Raw genomic sequence first — 14,961 nt, forward strand, 5'->3', positions numbered from 1 at the left:
ATGATATCCGACTTTTTTAACATTGATCCGTACATACAGGACCTGGCGGTGAAAGCGGAAAAGAAGTGTAAGGAGCCGTTTGAACGAATCGATGAAATAGCGGAATATAATGCATGCAAGGTGCTGGCGTCATTTATTGAAAATGGTGTAAGTGAAAGTCACTTTACAGAGTCTACCGGCTACGGATATGGCGATCGGGGGCGGGAGGTTTTGGATAAGGTGTTCGCCCAGGCAGTAGGGGCACAGGACGCTTTAGTGCGGCATAATTTTGTATGCGGCACCCATGCCATAACTACCGCGCTGTTTGGGCTGCTGCGGCCGGGGGATTTGATGGTTTCTCTTGCAGGGAAGCCGTATGACACCCTGGAAGAAGTGATTGGTATTCGGGAAAGCAGTGGTTCCTTAAGGGAATTTGGCGTAAAATATAAAATGCTTGATCTGCTGCCGGACGCAACGCCGGACTTCGATGGCATCGCCGATGCAGTCCAGGGGGCGAAGGTGGCTCATATCCAACGTTCCAGAGGATATTCCTTGCGGGAATCCTTGTCCATTTCTCAGTTGGAAAAAATGATTAATCTGGCAAAACAGGCAAATCCTGATATTATTGTTTTTGTGGATAACTGCTACGGAGAATTTGTAGAAAAAAAAGAGCCTACGCAAGTAGGCGCAGATATCATGGCGGGTTCCCTGATCAAAAATCCTGGCGGGGGGATTGCGAAAACCGGCGGATACATTGCTGGACGACATGATCTAGTAGAGGAATGCTCCTATCGTTTGACCTGTCCCGGTGCAGGGAGGGAAGTGGGCTGCACCTTGGGAGAAAACAGAAGTATGTTTTTGGGTTTATTCCATGCGCCCACCGTCACAGCCAGTGCAGTAAAAACCGCGGTATTTACTGCGGCATTGTTTGATATGCTGGGATATCCTGTATATCCGGCCTATGATTATCCTCGGACAGATATCATTCAGGCAGTGGAATTAGGTTCCGAAAAAGGACTGACTGCATTTTGCCAAGGAGTACAAAAGGGCGCGCCGATAGACGCTTTCGTTGTCCCGGAAGCTTGGGATATGCCTGGTTATGAAAGCAAAGTGATTATGGCGGCGGGGGCCTTTACCTTGGGAGCCTCTATTGAATTGTCCGCGGATGGGCCGATGCGTCAACCTTATGCGGCCTGGCTTCAGGGGGGAATCACTTACCCCAGTGGAAAAACAGGAGTTGTGTTGGCGGCTCAGTCGATGCTGGAACAAAATTTGATTAAGAAACCATAAGCGCATTGACTCAAGTTGTTAAATAAGGTATAATAAGTAGCGTCGCATTTGCGGCGCTATCTGCGGATATGGCGGAATTGGCAGACGCGCCAGATTTAGGATCTGGTGTCTCAGACGTGCAGGTTCAAGTCCTGTTATCCGCACCACGTCGGAATGGACTGTGCTCCATTCAAAAAGCCCAGCCGTAAGGCTGGGCTTTTCTCATACCGCTCCGTCATTCCTCCTCTTCCGCAAAAGGTCACGCTCGGCTCGCCTGCTCGGTTGTAAACGCCCTCGCAACGGATCCCTGTCGCTGCCAACCTTTTGCGGGCCTGCCTGCGGCGCGAGGCGTCTTTTTTCCCCGGTGGACAAGTGGGAAGCTGCATTTTAGCCTTATAATCAAGGCTGAAATGTAACTTTTCCTTATACAATTTTTCGTGAGGAAACCTCCATGTTATACTGCTCATAAGCGTATGAGCGAAATACATGGAGGTTTTGTCATGTCTAAAAATGTTATAGAGATCCCGCAGAGTAAAGAACCGACATCGATTTGATATCAGCAGCTTCGGGCCCCTTACTGCCGGGTCAGTACCAACCATAAGGAGCAGCAGAGCAGTTTGAAAAATCAAATCGAGTTCTATGCCGAATACATCCAGAGAAACCCTTATTGGCAGTTTGTTGCGGCCTACTACGATATTGTATCCGGTCTGAGAACAAACAATCGTCCCGCTTTTCCTCGGATGCCTCCCGGCAGGCTTCGGCCTTTCCGGCCTCGTTCATACAAAATACTGTGTCACACATCCCGCAGCAAAGGCCGCAGCCAATGCAGGTATCCTGCTCTACGAATGCCTTCATATTTGATGGCTCCTCCCTTATTTAGAACACAACAACCAGCAGCATCTTGAACGCTTCTTCTCCGTATACAGCATGGGGATGTCCGGCGGGCATAACAATAGCTTCCCCTTCATGCAGAAGGTATTCGACGCCGTCGATGGTGATCTTTCCCACACCCTCCAGGCAGGTGACAAAGGCGTCGCCGCCGGATTCGTGGGTACTGATCTCCTCTCCCTTGGCAAAAGAGAATAGGGTGATACTCAGAGCCTCGTTCTGTGCCAGCGTCTTGCTGACTATCTGGCCTTCCTGACAGGTGATCTGATCCTTCAAAACTAAAACCTCGGCCTGGTTGATATTTTTCATTTTCACACTCATAATGGATCCTCCTTGTCCGTATCAAACAGCTTTCGTGCGATCTGATCTCAATCGTTTATGTGCATCCGTCCTGCGTTGGACGTTCAGTCCACGATCTTTCCATCCACAGAAACGGTCACTACCTGCCAGGGAATAAACTTGCCGCTCTCTTGCAGCGCTTTTTTGGCGGCAAGTTCCAGTCCACCACAGCAGGGGACCTCCATGCGCACAATGGTAACACTATGGATATCGTTGTTCCGGATGATCTCGGTCAGTTTTTCACTGTAGTCGATACTGTCCAGCTTGGGACATCCGATCAGAGTGATTTTGCCGCGCATGAACTCCTGATGCAGGTTGGCATAGGCAAAAGCAGTGCAGTCTGCGGCAATGAGCAGCTTGGCTCCGTCGAAATAGGGGGCGTTTACCGGAACCAGCTTGATCTGGCAGGGCCACTGACCAAGCTGAGATGGTCCAGAGCTTTGCGTCGGCGTCTGTGCTGCATCACGCTGGCTGAGCTGTCTCATCCGGCTGCCGGGACAGCCAGTGTGTGCCAGCCTCTGCGTATTCTTCTGATTTTCCAAAACCGCCTGTTCATCGTAGGCCGCCGCCTCACGCTCCACAAAGGTGATGGCGCCGGTCGGGCATGTGGGCAGGCAATCGCCAAGGCCGTCGCAGTAGTCATCCCGAAGCAGTTTTGCTTTCCCGTCCACCATACCAATAGCGCCCTCATGACAGGCCGCGGCACAAGCGCCGCAGCCATTACACTTTTCTTCATTGATCTCAATAATTCTGCGAATCATAGTCCATCCTCCTTAAAACTAACATGCTTGACGTTATGTCTGCATTTTACTATAATGATTTAAAAAAAGATGTTGGAATTCCAACACAAGAGGGCTTTATGAAAAATTATTTTTCTATTCTATCTCAATGCGCTCTGTTTCAGGGCATTAGTCAGGAGGAATTGCAAGAAATGATGGGATGCCTCGGTGCAAAATTGATATCGCTTGCCAAAGGCTCCCCTGTCTTTTTAGAGGGAGACCCTGCGCAGTTTGTGGGTATTGTTCTCTCCGGCGGCGTACAGGTGGTTCGTGATGACTACTATGGGAACAGGAGCGTCTTATCCATTCTGCAGCCCGGAGATTCTTTTGGAGAGGCCTTTTCCTGTGCCGGATTGGAGAATATGCCAGTCAGTGTGCTCGCCGTCAAGGACAGTGAGGTGCTTCTTCTAAACTGCCAGCGGGTACTGACCCTGTGCTCTCATACCTGCCATTTTCACAGTCTGTTGATCCAAAATATACTGCAGGGATTGGCTCAAAAAAATTTAGCGTTCACGCAGAAAATACGGTATATGTCTCAAAAGACCACAAGGGATAAGCTGCTGACTTACCTTTTGGATCAGGCGAAACAGCAAGGAAGCGCAGAATTTGTCATCCCCTGTGACCGGCAAACTTTGGCGGATTATCTGGGAGTTGAACGTACCGCTATGTCGGCGGAGCTGAGCAAATTGAAAAAGTCCGGGCAGCTTGACACCAAGGGATCTTGGTTCCGTCTCTCCCTAATCAATCGAGACAATTGATAGATTGTTAGTATTATGTAATCAAAAGTAAAACTACTCAAATGCACGTCGGAGCAAGCTTTATATCGCTTGCTCCGACTTTTTTCAAAAGTCAGAGTGCGCTCATGCCGCTGCTCCTCCTTTCCGCAAAAGGCCAGGCTCGGCTCGCCTGCTCGGTTGGAAACGCCCTCGCGACGGCTCCCTGCCGCTATCAACCTTTTGCGGGCGCGCTTTATTCATTATTGCCAGCGCTTGACTTTTACCAAATTTATTCTTATAATAAAAATTAGAATAATTCTAAAAATGGGTTGAAGACATATGACAAAGTACGAGAAAAAAATATATGAAATTATCGGCGCCTCCCAGGATCACCTGAATGCGGAACAGATTTTTGAAATGCTGAAGCAGGTTTATCCTACAGTGGTTTTTGCCACTGTGTATAATAATCTTAATAAATTGTGGAAGGCGGGATTGGTCCGTAAAATATCCCTGGAAGGCAAGCCGGATCGATATGACCGAATAGAGAAACATGATCATCTGTTATGTAAGCAATGCGGCAAGCTGTTGGATATCAATCTGGCTGATTTAACCGAACAGCTCCAGCAGCAGATTGATATTCCTCTTCTTTCTTATGATTTAAGGCTGATATATCTTTGCGACGATTGCCAAAGAAAAAGAAAAGGGGAAGAATAAGTCCCGGCGCAGCGGCGCCCCATACCGTTTTTGGGTATAGTATTTCCGATGACTAAAAGATATTCTGAAAGAGCCGGCACGGACGGAAAACAGCGAGATATCGCATAGGTTTACGAGCGGCTTAGCCGTTCTTATTATAAGGCGGTTGAGCGGATTCTCTATATTACAATAGGGAATATGCGGCTGCAAAAACCGTACGATTTATATGAAAGGAGGAAAACGAATGGGGAAATGGATTTGCAGAATTTGCGGCTATGTCTATGATGAAGAAAAGGAGGGAAAACCCTTTGCCGATCTGCCGGATACCTGGGTATGTCCTTTGTGCGGCGCGGACAAGGGTTCTTTTGCTCCCGAAAAAGAAGAGGCTCCCAAGCCGCCTGCGGCTTCGATCCAGATTACCGAGGAGATGAAACAGCTATCCGTAGGAGAGCTGTCTGCTTTATGCTCCAATCTGGCTCGTGGCTGTGAGAAGCAGTATAAGGATCAGGAGGCGGCGTTGTTCCGGCAGCTGGCGGATTTCTTTGATTGCGCTGTCCCTGCCGTCCCCGACGCGGATATAGCGAAATTATCCGCTTTGATTCAGGGAGATCTGGAGGAGGGTTATCCTGCTTTGCGCGGGGCCGCCCAGCAGGTTTCAGACCGGGGAACCCAGCGCATTTGCGTTTGGGGGGAGAAAGTTACCAACATACTCAATTCCCTGGTACAGCGTTATCAAAGAGAGGGCGAAGCATTCTTAGAGAACACCCAGGTCTGGGTCTGTACTGTATGCGGGTTTGTCTATGTGGGAGACAAGTCCCCAGAGCTTTGCCCGGTTTGCAAGGTTCCCGCGTGGAAGTTTGAAAAAATAGAAGGGAGGGGCTGAGCAATGAAACAGATTGCGGTAAGAAATTTACGATTGTGTACCAAGGACTGTTTGTGTCTGTATGTATGTCCAACGGGAGCTACTGACACAGAAAACAGTATTATTGACGTAAAAAAATGTATAGGATGCGGTGTCTGTGCCGACGCCTGTCCCAGCGGCGCTATTTCCATGGTGCCCACAGAATATCCCCCTCAGCAGAAGAAAGAGGAGAATGTGGTTGCTTTGGCCAACGCGATGGCCAAGCGCAAGGCAGCGCAGGAAAAAACAGCGCGCCAACTGGCGGAAGACACAGATCAGGACGGCTTGTACCGGCTGATGACCGCCGTGGGCAAATCCGTGCGCCTGGTTAATGAAGATCTGCTTCGGGAGGCGGGGTATATGCTTCCACAAAGCGGCAATACGCACCGGCTGCTGGAAGGCTGGGTCAAAAATCCGCCGTCCCCCGGCTTCCCTGTGGAGGCGGCGGAAAAACTGCTGAAACTGATCCCATGCAACGATAAAGAAGGAGACAAGAAAAATATGAGTAAATGGAAATGTAAAGTCTGCGGTTACATCTATGAAGGCGAGGAGCTGCCTGCTGATTTCACCTGCCCCATATGCCATCAGCCCGCCTCCTCTTTTGAAAAGATAGAGGAGTCGAAGAGCGGTGGAAAATACGCCGGCACCCAGACGCAAAAAAATCTGGAAGCTGCTTTCGCGGGGGAATCCCAGGCCCGAAATAAGTATACCTATTTTTCTTCCGTAGCCAAAAAAGAGGGGTATGAGCAGATCGCGGCCCTGTTCCTCAAGACCGCAGAGAACGAGCGGGAGCATGCTAAAATGTGGTTTAAGGAGCTAAATGGGATTGGCGATACCAAAGAAAACCTGCTGCATGCCGCTGAGGGAGAGAACTACGAATGGACCGATATGTACGACGGCTTTGCCAAGACCGCGGAAGAGGAAGGCTTTCCTGAGCTGGCCGCCAAATTCCGTTTGGTGGCGGCGATTGAAAAGCACCATGAGGAGCGTTATCGCGCCCTGCTTCACAACATCGAAATGGCGGCGGTCTTTGCTAAGAGCGAGGTCAAGGTATGGGAATGCCGTAATTGCGGCCATATTGTAGTAGGAACCGCCGCGCCCGAAGTTTGCCCGGCCTGCGCCCATCCTCAAAGCTATTTTGAGCTAAATTCTGAAAACTATTAAAAATCAGCAACCGATGTTTGAATGAAGCCCGGTTTTCGAACAATTTTGTTCGAAAACCGGGCTTTTTCTTTTCGAAAAGTTTTGCATATTTAATTTTGGGCCATTTCCTTATCACATTGGGAACACAAACAGGGCGTATTTTGGAAACATCACAGAAACTCTGGAGGTGAAAGGGATGGCCGAATATCAAAACGTATTTGAACGTTATGAGAAAAAATATATGTTGGATCAAGTACAATATAGCCTGTTAAGACAAGCGTTAAAGGAAAAAATGCAGGAAGATCAATACGGACTGCATACGATTGGCAACATCTATTATGATACGGAGGATTATGAACTGATCCGAACCTCTTTGGAAAAGCCGATATATAAAGAAAAACTGCGCTTACGCAGCTACGGGACTCCCCGGAAGGACAGTGTGGTATTTGTGGAGCTGAAAAAGAAATACGCTGGGGTTGTGTATAAACGGCGCACAGGAATGGAGCTGTCTCAGGCGCAGGAGTATTTAAAAAAGGGGATGCGCCCCGATACCCAGGAACCGCAGATTTTAAATGAGATCGACTGGTTTTTAAAACAGCACATGGTCTCTGGGAAGATTTATATTGCATATGACAGGATAGCTCTGGCGGGAAAAGAGGACGCGTCCCTTCGCATCACCTTTGACAGAAACCTGCGGTACCGCAAGACAATGCTGGATTTGTCCCGGGGAGATTGGGGACATGAACTGTTAGAGGAAGGGAAGATCCTAATGGAAGTTAAAATTTCTCAGGCAATGCCCTTATGGCTGAGCCGCCAGTTGAGCAAATTGGAAATTTACCCGGTTTCTTTTTCAAAATATGGGGAGTGTTACCGTAAATATCTAAAATCCGATCTTACTGCCATAGGGGGAATTATTTGTGCTTGACATGCTTTTTGAAAGCGTTACGCAAAATGGGATTTCTGTTCAGGGAGTACTGTTTTGTACAGTCGTTTCATTAGTTTTAGGAATATGCGTAGCTTGTATTTATATGTTTCGAAACAGCTACAGCAAGAGCTTTGTAGTTACTTTAGCTTTGCTGCCGGCCATGGTGCAGATTGTTATTATGCTTGTCAACGGCAATTTGGGCGCCGGAGTAGCAGTAATGGGAGCTTTTGGGCTGGTAAGGTTCCGTTCGGTGCCGGGGACCGCCCGGGAGATCAGCAGCATCTTTTTTGCCATGGCTATTGGCCTGGCTACAGGGATGGGATACTTAGGGTATGCTGGATTGTTTCTGATTATTGTTGGGCTTGCGACCTTGGGACTGTCCATCTCTAATTTTGGCAGGGAGAAGGTCGGAGAAAGGGAACTAAAAATTACCATTCCAGAAAACCTGGATTATGAAGGAATTTTTGACGACCTGTTTCAAAAATACACTTCCCAGGCCCAGCTTATACGGGTGCGCACCACGAATATGGGGAGCCTGTATGAATTACAATATTTGATCCATTTAAAAGGGGAGAATATCAGTAAAGAATTTTTAGATGAGCTTAGATGCCGCAATGGAAACTTGAATATTGTATGCGGGCGGGTATCCACCGCGCGGGACGAACTATGAGGAGAATGACTATGAAATTTTATAAAGGATGGATGGCCGGATTTCTTGCAGCGGCGGCAGGACTGCTCGTTTTGTCTGGCTGTCAAGGGCAGGACGCCGCTGTAGACAACAATACCGGTTCCCAGGCAGGCCAAAATAATGCGGTGCAGATCGTTTTAAAAGAAGGGGATATTGACATCGATGGCAGCGGAGCCAGTGCGTCGGATGGGGTAGTTACCATTACAAAGGCGGGAAACTACCGGATCAGCGGCGTGTTAAACGCAGGGCAGATTCTAGTGGATGCTGGAAAAGAGGATACAGTTGAGCTGATTTTAGGCGGGGTGGATATAACAAATACCGCCGGCGCGCCCCTGTATGTAAAACAGGCAGGGGATGTAACCGTTCGGCTGGAGGAAGGAACAGAGAATATTTTCACCGACGCGGAGAACTATGAATTTGCCGTGGGAGAAGACGAGCCGGATGGAGCCATTTTCAGCAAGGACGATCTAACCATCACCGGCAGCGGAAACCTGAAGGTAAACGCCAGTTATAAGGATGGTATTGTTTCCAAAGACGATTTGACTGTGGAATCAGGAGAAATCCAGATCACTGCCGTAGGGGACGCAATACGCGGAAAAGATTCGGTAACCATCTTGGACGGCGTGTTTACCATTGATGCGGGGGACGACGGGATAAAATCCAGCAACGATACCGAGGCGGAAAAAGGCTGGATTTCTATTAGCGGCGGCAGTTTCTCCATTATTTGCGCAAAGGATGGCGTTCAGGCGCAAACCGATATGGATATTTCCGGCGGGGAATTTGATATTACTGCCGGAGGCGGCGCTGAGACGGTGGATCTGCAAAGTCAGGCCGCTCCCGGCCGGCCAGATCGGCCGGCGGCGGACAGCTTCGCTTTGGAGACAACTGACGAAAGCTGCAAAGGGATAAAGGCCGGCGGCAGCCTGCGGGTAACTGGCGGCAGCTTTACCATTAACAGCGCGGACGACGCAGTTCACTCCAATGGAGATGTGACGATTGAAGACGGCGAGTTTACGATCGCTACAGGAGACGATGGAGTTCATGGGGACGGGGCCCTCACCATTGGCGGCGGTACAATCGTTATCTCCAAAAGCTACGAGGGCCTGGAAGGAGCCACCGTGGATATAAACGGCGGAGAGATTACCCTTTCGGCCAGCGATGATGGAATAAACGCCGCGGGCGGCAGTGATACTGATGAGTTTCAAGGCTGGCCGGGGGCGGACAACTTTGCAGAAAAAAGCAGTTATTATGTACGAATTACTGACGGCAGCCTGAGAATAGACGCTTCTGGGGATGGAATCGATTCCAATGGAAATATCTATTTTGACGGTGGTACGGTTGTTGTGGACGGACCTGCCGGCAGCGGAAACAGCGCTATCGACTATGAGGGGGAATGCCTGATCTCCGGCGGTACCTTGACCGCGGCGGGAAGTGCTGGGATGGCGATGTCTCCCCAGGAAAGCTCCACTCAGAACATTTTGATGATTTACTTTGACTCCCAGCAGCAAGCGGGGGTCAATATCCAGATAAAAAATGAGGCGGGGGATACGATTGCAGAAATGACCCCTGCAAAAGCTTTCCAAAGCATTATATTCAGCACCCCAGAAATTACACAAAGCGAAACCTATTCCCTGTGGGCGGGAGATACCCAGCTGGCCCAGGTAACGCCTTCTTCTGTGCTTACCCGGATTTCGGAGGACGGATCCGCCGTCAGCGCAGAAATGGGAATAGGCGGCGGCCGCGGCGGAATGGGCGGAAGAGCGCCGGAAGGAATGGCGCCGCCTTCTGACGGCTCGGGCCCTGGCGGGCGGACGCCGCCTTCCGATGGAACGGCCCCCGCAGACAGAACGCCGCCCCCAAACAGCACAGATGAGCTGCCGGCGGCGTCTTAAGAAAGCGGCGGAAGCTGAATGTTCTGCTTCCGCCGCTTTTTAAATTGAAGTAAAAATTTACCGTTTAGTTGAAATCCTATATTTCCTACAGTATAATAGGAAATATAGGGGGCGGTAAAATGAAAATTTCTACGAAAGGCAGATATGCTCTGCGTCTGATGCTGGATCTGGCAATGCGGGATACCGGGGAATATATTTCCCTGCGGGATGTGTCCTCCCGCCAGGAAATATCCGCGAAATATCTGGAACAGATTGTTACTCAGCTGGGCCGGGCGGGCTTTGTAAAAAGTACGCGGGGACCGCAGGGCGGCTATAAGTTAGCAAAAGACCCGTCGGAATATACGGTAGGCTCTATTCTGCGCCTGATCGAGGGAAGTCTTGCACCGGTAGCCTGCTTAGAGGGGGAGAACAATGAATGTCCCCGGCAGGACTGCTGTGCTACGCTAGAAGTTTGGAAGCGGCTTAACGATGCGATTAACCAGGTGGTGGATACGATTACGCTGGCGGAGCTGGTACAAATTCAAAAACAAAAGCAGGAGCTGGATTATATTATTTGATAATTTCTATTGACAAAAAGGAAGATCGCGGCTACAATTCATATTAAACACATATGAAATATATGAATATAGAGATGGTTATCTCTCGGTACAAACATAAAAAAACGAGGAGGAATACTTATGTCCAAAATATATACGTCCATAACCCAGCTGGTAGGAAAAACCCCTCTGCTGGAACTGACCAATTATCAACTGGAACACAAGCTGCCGGCCCGGCTGTTCGCAAAGCTGGAATACTTCAATCCTGCGGGAAGCGTGAAAGATCGTATTGCGAAAGCGATGATCGAGGACGCGGAGCAAAAAGGGCTTTTGACCCCTGGCTCCGTGATTATTGAGCCCACCAGCGGAAACACTGGAATTGGGTTGGCGGCCATCGCTGCGGCAAAAGGATATGAGGTAATTCTTATTATGCCGGAAACGATGAGCGTGGAACGCCGAAATTTGTTGAAAGCGTACGGCGCCCGGCTGGAGCTGACGGATGCGGCCAAAGGGATGAAGGGTGCAATTGCCAGAGCGATGGAGCTGGCACAAGAAATTCCAGGCGCATTTATTCCCAGTCAGTTTGAAAATCCGGCAAACCCGGCAGCGCACAAAGAGACCACCGGACCGGAGATTTGGGAGGATATGGACGGCAAAGTGGATATATTTGTGGCGGGGATTGGTACCGGAGGAACGATTACCGGAGTAGGGGAGTACCTTAAATCCCAAAATCCTCAGATAAAAATAATTGCTGTGGAACCGGCTGGATCCCCTCTGCTTTCCAAAGGAATAGCGGGGCCCCATAAAATTCAAGGGATCGGAGCGGGATTTATTCCGGACACTTTGAATACCGCTGTCTATGACCGGATAGTTACAGTGGAAAATGAGGACGCATTTGCGGCTGCACGGCAGATTGCCAAACAGGAAGGAGTATTGGTAGGAATTTCTTCCGGCGCGGCATTATGGGCGGCGGCGCAGGAAGCGGCAAGAGAAGAAAATAACGGGAAAAATATCGTAATAATGTTCCCGGATACAGGAGATAGATATTTTTCCACCGGATTATTTGCGCAGGAATAAAGAAAAGGCCTGGGATGATATAAAATCCCAGGCATTATTATTGAAAAAAAGAAAACGGATGCTATAATGGAAAGGGAAAGGATGTGAGAAACCATGGAGGCCACTTCTATTGGAATTATCGGAGGGGCAGATGGGCCTACCGCGATTTTTACCGCAGGAAGCTTGGGACAGATGACGCTGTCCAGTATTTTGGTGTTGACGGCTGGCGCGCTGATTATGGTTGGATTAGTGGGATTGTTTTTCCTGTGGCGTCGAAAAAAATAAGAATATAAAGACCTGTGTGTCATAAGGCACACAGGTCTTTTCATCAGTCTTTTTTAATAATAATTTGGTTTTCTTCTTCCAAAAGGATTACCTGATCCCCACAAGTGATATTCAGCTCCTGCAGAATATCCGCAGGTAGAACAATCTCTCCATTTTTACTTATCGGAATAATTCGTTTTTTAGAGGGAGAATTAGATGGGTTTTGCACTGTAAATCCTCTCCTTATTTGGATTTTTGTGGTATAATCGGACTGTTAGTCCAATTATACCACAAAAACTTGCATATAATCAAGAAAAAGGTTATAGCAGGTGATTAAATGAAAGGAGAAAAAAACTTAATTGGAGACAGGTTGCGCTTAGCCAGACTTATGGAAAACCCAAAAGCGACACAAAGTGATATCAGCGCGCGTCTGCAGGTGATAGGAATTTCCTTGTCCGCCAGTTCCGTAGGAAAAATAGAAATGGGGCTGCGTCCTGTAACCGATATCCAATTAGTGGCGCTCGCAAAGGCATTAAAGGTATCGACATCTTGGTTATTAGGCGAGAGTTAATAATATTTGCTGAAAACCGCCTGCCAACCTGAATAACCATATACTTTTTCAAAGAATAAAAGTATATGGTTATTTCTTTTGTTTATAAATAGTTTGTGGTAAAATAATCTATATACTTTATAAAGAATGAATAGGAGAAGGAATGTAGAAGGAATGGAATTTTATCAGATATTAGCCGAAGAATTTCATCTATTGGAGGACCATGTAAAAAATATTATTCAATTGATTGACGAAGGAAATACGATTCCCTTTATTGCCCGTTACCGCAAGGAAAAAACAGGCTCCTGTGACGACCAGGTGTTGAGGGAATTAAGCGATCGCCTGGGGTACCTGCGGAATTTGCAAAAGCGCAAAGAAGAGATTATCGCCTCGATTACAGAGCAGGAAAAGATGACCCAGGAGCTGATGGAAGATATCGCCGCGGCTCAAACTCTTGCTCGGCTGGAAGATATCTACCGTCCTTATAAGCAGAAGCGGCGTACTCGGGCCACTATCGCAAAAGAGCGGGGATTGGAGCCTTTGGCGGAAATGATCTTAGCCCAGGATATTCTCTCAGGTACAATAGAGGAGTTAGCCGGCCCTTTTGTAGACGAAGAAAAAGAGGTTTTCAGCATAGAGGATGCGGTTGCCGGCGCCTGCGATATTATTGCGGAACAAGTCTCAGACAGCGCCCAGGGGCGCCAGCTGCTGCGGGAATTGTATAAGAAAAACGGACTGGTGCACAGCACAGCCCTCAAAGAGGAAGATTCGGTTTATTCGATGTATTATGATTACAGCGAACCGGTAGCCAAGATCCCCAGCCATCGAATTTTGGCTATTAACCGGGGAGAGAAGGAAGAGTATCTTAAAGTTGATATTGAAATAAATACTGCCGACGCCCTGGATAAACTGGGAAGCTTGTTTTTAAAGAAGGAAAGCATTACCATGGATACGGTTCGCTTGGCGGTGGAGGACGCCTACAAACGGCTGATACATCCTTCTTTAGAGCGGGAAATCCGCTCGGATTTAACGCAGGCGGCAAGCGAACAGGCAATTAAAATTTTTGGCCTAAATTTGCAGGCCTTGCTGATGCAGCCGCCGATTAAGGGGAAAACTGTCCTTGCTATCGACCCTGCCTATCGGACAGGCTGTAAAATTGCAGTGGTGGACCCTACCTCAAAGGTACTGGATACCACGGTAATCTATCCGACGCCTCCTCAGAATAAAATCGAAGAATCCAAGACTATTTTAAAACGACTGATTAAAAAACATAATGTGAATGTTATTTCTATCGGCAATGGTACCGCCTCCAAGGAATCAGAGATTTTCGCCGCCGGGCTTATTAAAGAAATGGGCGGGGACCTTTCCTATATGGTGGTCAACGAAGCGGGCGCGTCGGTATATTCCGCTTCCAAGCTGGGAGCGCAGGAGTTTCCGGAGTTTGACGTGTCTTTGCGCAGCGCCGTATCTATTGCCCGGCGCCTTCAGGACCCGCTGGCGGAGCTGGTAAAAATTGATCCCAAATCTGTTGGGGTGGGGCAGTATCAGCATGATATGCCTCCGAAGAGGCTGGATGAAACTTTGACGGGCGTGGTGGAAGACTGCGTGAATAAGGTGGGGGTAGATTTGAATACCGCCTCCGCCTCTCTTTTAGGGTATGTGTCCGGGCTTTCGGCAGCGGTGGCGAAAAATGTGGTGGCTTACCGGGAAGAAAACGGGGAGTTTACCTCCCGCGTCCAGCTCAAAAAGGTATCAAAGCTGGGCCCAAAAGCATATGAGCAGTGCGCTGGATTCTTACGCATTCCCAATGGGAAGAATGTGTTGGATAATACTTCTGTCCATCCGGAATCTTACGATGCGGCAAAAAAAATCTTGGGAGAGTTTGGATATACCCTCAGCGATGTTTGCGGCCATAAATTACAGGACCTGCCCGGGAAAATCAAAGCCGCCGGGGAAGGGAAAGTCGCCGAAAGCTGCGGCATAGGGATTCCCACTCTGCGGGACATCACAAACGAGCTGTTAAAGCCTGGACGGGATTTGCGGGACGAGCTTCCGCCGCCGCTGCTTCGCACGGATATTATGGAATTAAAGGATTTAAAACCAGGGATGGAATTAAAGGGAACTGTGCGTAATGTAATTGACTTTGGCGTGTTTGTGGATATCGGCGTCCATCAGGACGGACTGGTGCATATCTCCCAGATTACCGACCGGTATATTAAGCATCCCTCCCAGGTGCTGAAAGTTGGAGATGTGGTAACCGTTTGGGTGCTGGGAGTGGACGTTCCCAAAAAACGAATTTCTCTTACGATGAAAAAACCAAAGTAACGATATTTTTTAAATCGG

At 48.7% G+C, this 14,961-nt stretch carries 16 protein-coding genes, 1 tRNA gene and 2 pseudogenes; 15 read left to right on the plus strand and 4 right to left on the minus strand.

All coding sequences use genetic code 11. The features are described 5' to 3' along the window. The 3 genes and pseudogenes from H8705_RS10345 to H8705_RS13710 form a co-directional block, all read left to right on the plus strand. Complete coding sequence (locus tag H8705_RS10345; protein WP_262395702.1) at nucleotides 1–1,269, plus strand: methionine gamma-lyase family protein; 1,269 nt, start codon at nucleotides 1–3, stop codon at nucleotides 1,267–1,269. Between the two features lie 62 nt (nucleotides 1,270–1,331). Then, nucleotides 1,332–1,415: transfer RNA gene (locus H8705_RS10350), tRNA-Leu, on the plus strand. A gap of 450 nt (nucleotides 1,416–1,865) precedes the next feature. Next, nucleotides 1,866–1,931, plus strand: a pseudogene (locus H8705_RS13710) (hypothetical protein); the annotation flags it as partial. A 34-nt stretch (nucleotides 1,932–1,965) separates the two neighbouring features. Here the strand turns inward: H8705_RS13710 and H8705_RS13715 are convergent. From H8705_RS13715 to H8705_RS10365, 3 genes and pseudogenes are all read right to left on the minus strand, one after another. Next, nucleotides 1,966–2,103, minus strand: a pseudogene (locus H8705_RS13715) (ferredoxin); the annotation flags it as partial. A 21-nt stretch (nucleotides 2,104–2,124) separates the two neighbouring features. After that, entirely contained in the window at nucleotides 2,125–2,457 is a 333-nt protein-coding gene (locus tag H8705_RS10360; protein WP_262395705.1) for a cupin domain-containing protein, read from the minus strand. An 83-nt stretch (nucleotides 2,458–2,540) separates the two neighbouring features. Beyond that, nucleotides 2,541–3,236 carry an ATP-binding protein gene (locus H8705_RS10365; RefSeq protein WP_262395706.1) on the minus strand — a complete coding sequence of 232 codons (696 nt, stop codon included), beginning with the start codon at nucleotides 3,234–3,236 and terminating at the stop codon, nucleotides 2,541–2,543. Nucleotides 3,237–3,334: 98 nt separating this feature from the next. Here H8705_RS10365 and H8705_RS10370 point away from each other — a divergent pair, with 98 nt between their 5' ends. The 10 genes from H8705_RS10370 to H8705_RS10420 all read left to right on the plus strand — a co-directional run bounded on the left by H8705_RS10370 (nucleotide 3,335) and on the right by H8705_RS10420 (nucleotide 12,089). Next, nucleotides 3,335–4,012 (plus strand): Crp/Fnr family transcriptional regulator, encoded by a 678-nt coding sequence (locus H8705_RS10370; RefSeq protein WP_262395707.1) that lies wholly within the window; start codon nucleotides 3,335–3,337, stop codon nucleotides 4,010–4,012. Between the two features lie 297 nt (nucleotides 4,013–4,309). After that, entirely contained in the window at nucleotides 4,310–4,684 is a 375-nt protein-coding gene (locus tag H8705_RS10375; protein WP_262395708.1) for a Fur family transcriptional regulator, read from the plus strand. Between the two features lie 223 nt (nucleotides 4,685–4,907). Beyond that, on the plus strand, nucleotides 4,908–5,546 hold the full coding sequence (locus tag H8705_RS10380) for a rubredoxin-like domain-containing protein (RefSeq protein WP_262395709.1): 639 nt from the start codon (nucleotides 4,908–4,910) through the stop codon (nucleotides 5,544–5,546). 3 nt (nucleotides 5,547–5,549) lie between these two features. After that, nucleotides 5,550–6,728, plus strand: coding sequence for a rubrerythrin (gene rbr, locus H8705_RS13675; RefSeq protein ID WP_316248654.1), 1,179 nt, complete (start codon nucleotides 5,550–5,552; stop codon nucleotides 6,726–6,728). Nucleotides 6,729–6,903: 175 nt separating this feature from the next. Beyond that, the gene (locus tag H8705_RS10395) at nucleotides 6,904–7,632 is read left to right on the plus strand and encodes a polyphosphate polymerase domain-containing protein (protein ID WP_262395710.1); all 729 of its coding nucleotides are present in this window, start codon (nucleotides 6,904–6,906) and stop codon (nucleotides 7,630–7,632) included. Continuing rightward, nucleotides 7,625–8,302 carry a DUF4956 domain-containing protein gene (locus tag H8705_RS10400; protein ID WP_392392083.1) on the plus strand — a complete coding sequence of 226 codons (678 nt, stop codon included), beginning with the start codon at nucleotides 7,625–7,627 and terminating at the stop codon, nucleotides 8,300–8,302. Before H8705_RS10395 ends, H8705_RS10400 begins: the two co-directional genes overlap by 8 nt. Nucleotides 8,303–8,313: 11 nt before the next feature. Next, entirely contained in the window at nucleotides 8,314–10,212 is a 1,899-nt protein-coding gene (locus tag H8705_RS10405) for a carbohydrate-binding domain-containing protein (RefSeq protein ID WP_262395711.1), read from the plus strand. Nucleotides 10,213–10,331: 119 nt separating this feature from the next. Next, entirely contained in the window at nucleotides 10,332–10,769 is a 438-nt protein-coding gene (locus H8705_RS10410) for an RrF2 family transcriptional regulator (protein ID WP_262395712.1), read from the plus strand. 120 nt (nucleotides 10,770–10,889) lie between these two features. Next, nucleotides 10,890–11,825, plus strand: a complete 936-nt coding sequence (cysK, locus tag H8705_RS10415; RefSeq protein WP_262395713.1) for a cysteine synthase A — start codon at nucleotides 10,890–10,892, stop codon at nucleotides 11,823–11,825. A gap of 93 nt (nucleotides 11,826–11,918) precedes the next feature. Beyond that, a complete protein-coding gene (locus H8705_RS10420) occupies nucleotides 11,919–12,089 on the plus strand; it encodes a sodium ion-translocating decarboxylase subunit beta (RefSeq protein ID WP_262395714.1) in 171 nt (56 codons plus the stop codon). A gap of 43 nt (nucleotides 12,090–12,132) precedes the next feature. Here the strand turns inward: H8705_RS10420 and H8705_RS10425 are convergent, their stop codons facing one another. Next, on the minus strand, nucleotides 12,133–12,297 hold the full coding sequence (locus tag H8705_RS10425; RefSeq protein ID WP_262395715.1) for an AbrB/MazE/SpoVT family DNA-binding domain-containing protein: 165 nt from the start codon (nucleotides 12,295–12,297) through the stop codon (nucleotides 12,133–12,135). Nucleotides 12,298–12,405: 108 nt separating this feature from the next. On the opposite strand from H8705_RS10425, the gene H8705_RS10430 reads away from it, so the two are divergent. Continuing rightward, nucleotides 12,406–12,639, plus strand: coding sequence for a helix-turn-helix domain-containing protein (locus tag H8705_RS10430; protein WP_262395716.1), 234 nt, complete (start codon nucleotides 12,406–12,408; stop codon nucleotides 12,637–12,639). A gap of 153 nt (nucleotides 12,640–12,792) precedes the next feature. Next, nucleotides 12,793–14,943: a Tex family protein gene (locus H8705_RS10435; RefSeq protein ID WP_262395717.1), complete on the plus strand. Its 2,151-nt coding sequence runs from the start codon at nucleotides 12,793–12,795 to the stop codon at nucleotides 14,941–14,943. Nucleotides 14,944–14,961 lie beyond the last annotated feature (18 nt).

The sequence above is a fragment of the Youxingia wuxianensis genome, from assembly GCF_014385085.1.
GTDB lineage: Bacteria > Bacillota > Clostridia > Oscillospirales > Ruminococcaceae > Youxingia > Youxingia wuxianensis.